A 4,017-nucleotide genomic window follows, 5' to 3' on the forward strand; every position below is an offset into this window, starting at 1 on the left:
GATGTACGACGGCTCCGCCGGCGGCGTGCGCAGCTATCTGCGCAGCTACTCCGTCGACCGCCGCTTCGCCAAGCTGCCCACGCCGGCGCCGAAGCCGTCGTACATCGCGGTCTGGGTCGGCACCCCGAAGACGATCGGGTAGCCGCGTTCGATCAGTATGCCGAGCCCCTTCGCGCTGAGCTGCCCCCAGACGCCCTTGCCTTGGTGAGTGGACGCGACGGCGATCATCGTCAGCCACGCGGCCCGCAGGCTGGCGCCGCCCGCCACGGTGAGTCGCGTGGGATAGATGATCGACGTCCCCACCAAGAACGGTTGCTGAGGATCGGAGGCGTCCTCGGCAACGAGGATGTCATCGACGCTGACGCGTCGTTTCCACGCCTCGACGCCGCGTGGGTCGACCGGATCACCGAAAGTGCGAGCCTGGTTCGCATACACGGCGGCGAGGTCGTCTTCGGTTGGATGCCTCATGCTGATGGCGTCGTCCGTCGAGGTCATCACGCATCCAATCCGCTTATCGCCCAGCCGAACAGTCGCTCCGCACAGCGAATGACGCAGTGCGGTCTCCCGTTTGACTCCGATACCCGAGTGATCGATTACCAAACATGGCCGCCCGTCCCGGTGAAGGTGGGTCAGTGCGTCCGGTTCGGGTATAGGGATACGCCGGGGGACTTCGAGCTGAAAGGACCGAAGATGCTGCAGGCGATCACCAGAGTTGCCATCGCCGCGCCGCGCCGCATCATCGGGCTCGCCTTCCTGGTCCTCGTTGCGGCGGCCGTCTTCGGTCTTCCGGTGATCAACAACCTGTCGGGGGGCGGCTTTCAGGACCCGACCTCGGAATCCGCGCGGGCCACCGAGGTACTGCGGGACAAGTTCAACCAGACCGACCAGCAGATGATCATCGTCGTCACCGCCCCGGACGGAGCCCAGAGCTATCAGGCGCGCGACGTCGGAACCGACATCGCCAACCGCTTGAAGACATCACCATGGGTGCTGAACGTGTCGTCGGCGTGGACGGCCCCGCCGCAGGCCGCCGCCCAACTGGTCAGCAAGGACCAGAAGTCCGGGATGATCGTGGCCGGCCTGAAGGGCGGCGAGAACGACGCCCAGAAGTACGCCAGCCGGCTCACCGACCAATTGGTGCACGACCGCGACGGCGTCACGGTGCGCGCCGGCGGCATGGCCGTGGCGTACGCCCAGATCAACGACCAGAACGAGCGTGACCTGCTGTTGATGGAGTCCATCGCGATCCCGCTGAGCTTCGCGGTGCTGGTCTGGGTGCTCGGTGGCGTGGTGGCGGCGGCACTGCCCATCGTGCTGGGCACCCTCGCCATCGTCTGCACCATGTCGGTGTTGCGGCTGATCACCTTCGCCACCGACGTGTCGACGTACGCGCTGGACCTGAGCATCGCGATGGGACTCGCCCTGGCGATCGACTACAACCTGCTGATCATCAGTCGTTTCCGCGAGGAGCTGGCGCGCAGCGGCGACCGGGAGCGGGCACTGCGCAGGACCATGTCCACCGCGGGTCGCACGGTGCTGTTCTCCGCCACCACGGTCGGGTTGTCGATGGCTGTGATGGCGGTCTTCCCGATGTACTTCCTGAAATCGTCGGCCTACACCATCGTGGCCACCGCGGCCATCGTCGCGATCGCGGCGGTCGTCGTCACCCCCGCGGCGATCGCGCTGCTGGGTCCCCGGCTGGACTCCCTCGACGGCCGCCGGGTGCTGCATCGCATCCTGCACGGGCAGCGGTCGTTCCGTGATCACGCGCACAAGCCGCTCGAGGAGCAGTTCTGGTACCGGTCGACCCGATACGTGTTGCGCCACGCCCTGCCGGTCGGTCTCAGCGTCGTCGCGTTGCTGCTCCTGCTCGGCGTCCCGTTCCTGGGCGTGAAGTGGGGCTTTCCCGACGAGCGGGTGCTGCCCCGGTCCGCGTCGGCGCGCCAAGTCGCCGACATGCTGGACGACGACTTCGCCAACGGATTCGGCAACGGCGTCACCGTCGTCGTCCCCGACGCCCGCGGCGTGGGGGCCGCCGACCTGAACCGCTACGCCGCCGCGCTGTCGCGCGTGTCCGACGTCTCCTCGGTCACCGCCCCGACCGGGACATTCGTCGCCGGCAACCGGATGGGACCGCCCGCGACGGCCGCCGGCGCTGCCAACGGCGGCGCCTTCTTGACCGTGGCCAGCAGCGCGCCCCTCTACTCGCAGGCGTCGAACGCGCAGCTCGACCAGCTGCACAAGGTCCCCGGACCGGCGGGACGGTCGACGGAGATGACCGGGCTGGCGCAGATCAACCGCGACAGCGTCGGCGCGATCACCAAGCGGTTACCCCTGGTGTTCGGGTTGATCGCCGTCATCACCTTCGCGCTGCTGTTCCTGCTGACCGGCAGCGCGGTGCTGCCGCTGCAAGCGTTGGCGTGCAACCTGCTGTCGCTGACGGCCGCATTCGGGGCCATGGTGTGGATCTTCCAGGACGGCAACCTCGGCGCGCTGGGCACCACGCCCAACGGCACGTTGAACGCCAACATCCCGGTGCTGTTGTTCTGCATCGCCTTCGGCCTGGCCATGGATTACGAGGTGTTCCTGGTATCCCGGATCCACGAATACTGGCAGGCGTCGCAAGCCATCCAGGAAACGCCGCCCACTTCGGCCGAGGCGCGCGCCGCCACCGACGAGAGCACGGCCCTGGGCATCGCCGGCATCGGCCGGGTGGTGACCACCGCGGCGGTGGTGATGTCGATTTCCTTCGCCGCGTTGATCCCCGCGCACGTGTCGTTCATGCGCATGCTCGGCGTCGGCCTGACCCTGGCCGTCCTCGCCGACGCCACCCTGGTGCGGATGGTCCTGGTGCCCGCGTTCATCCACCTGCTCGGCCGATGGACGTGGTGGGCCCCCAAACCGTTGGAGGTGCTGCGGCAACGGTCCGATACGGGTGAAGACGCGGCCGCCGCGGTGGGGCGGCGGCGCTGGGCCGCTGACGCGGCCGAGCCGGAGCGCCCGTCGATCCGGAGGTGGCCCACCAAAGCCGCGACGTATCGTCACTAGCCCACTCTTGGCTCGCGCGGGTAGAGGCCGCCGCGACAGGGTCGGCCAACCGGCCTGAGCGCACCTTCCGGCCGGCCCTGCGTGACACCTGATCACGGACCTGTCAAGGTCGGCGTGCTTGTGCACAAAACGCATTACAATGCATGCACTGTTTCTGGTCAGCGGTGACCAACTACATCGGATTTCGTGGAAGGTCACTCGATGACGCCTTTGCGCAGACGACGATCGTGGCTGGCCGCCGCGATCGCTTCGGTTGCTGTGTTCGGCGTCGCCTGCGGGGGCAGCCATACCGCTGCCCCGGCGAAAGTGATCTTCGACAAGGGCACCCCATTCGCGGACCTGCTCGTCCCGAAGCTGACCTCCTCGGTGACCGACGGGGCCGTCGGTGTCACCGTCGACGCCCCTGTGACCGTCAGCGTGGCCGACGGTGTTCTCGCGTCGGTGACCATGGTCAACGAGAACGGCAAATCCATCAGCGGGCAGCTCAGCCCCGACGGGCTGCGCTGGTCGACCACCGAGCAACTCGGCTACAACAGGCGCTACACCCTGAGCGTGAAAGCGCTGGGCATGGGGGGCGCGGCGAATCGGCAGATGACCTTCCAGACCAGTTCGCCCGCCCACCTGACGATGCCCTACGTCGCCCCGGGCGACGGCGAGGTGGTGGGCATCGGTGAGCCGGTGGCGATCCGGTTCGACGAGAACATCGCGGACCGCGCCGCCGCGCAGAAGGCGATCAAGATCACCACAAACCCGCCCGTCGAGGGCGCCTTCTACTGGCTCAACAATCGCGAAGTACGTTGGCGCCCAGAGCATTTCTGGAAATCCGGGACGGCCATCGATGTGGCGGTCAACACTTACGGCGTCGACCTGGGTGACGGAATGTTCGGCGAGGACAACGTCAAGACCCACTTCACCATTGGCGACGAGGTCATTTCGACCGCCGACGACACCACCAAGACGGTGACCGTG

Annotated in this window: 2 protein-coding genes and 1 pseudogene; 2 read left to right on the top strand and 1 reads right to left on the bottom strand. The window is 67.4% G+C overall.

What is annotated here, in order from left to right; all coding sequences use genetic code 11:
* Nucleotides 1–78: 78 nt before the first annotated feature.
* Nucleotides 79–495, bottom strand: a pseudogene (locus A9X05_RS15845) (GNAT family N-acetyltransferase); the annotation flags it as partial.
* Between the two features lie 195 nt (nt 496–690).
* On the opposite strand from A9X05_RS15845, the gene A9X05_RS15850 reads away from it, so the two are divergent.
* Together A9X05_RS15850 and A9X05_RS15855 are read left to right on the top strand one after the other, a co-directional pair.
* The gene (locus tag A9X05_RS15850; protein WP_067760602.1) at nt 691–3,048 is read left to right on the top strand and encodes an MMPL family transporter; all 2,358 of its coding nucleotides are present in this window, start codon (nt 691–693) and stop codon (nt 3,046–3,048) included.
* A gap of 201 nt (nt 3,049–3,249) precedes the next feature.
* Nucleotides 3,250–4,017 (top strand): Ig-like domain-containing protein (locus A9X05_RS15855; RefSeq protein WP_231978404.1); only part of this gene is annotated, 768 nt, incomplete at its 3' end.

The organism is Mycobacterium sp. E3298 (assembly GCF_001666895.1).
Lineage (GTDB): Bacteria > Actinomycetota > Actinomycetes > Mycobacteriales > Mycobacteriaceae > Mycobacterium.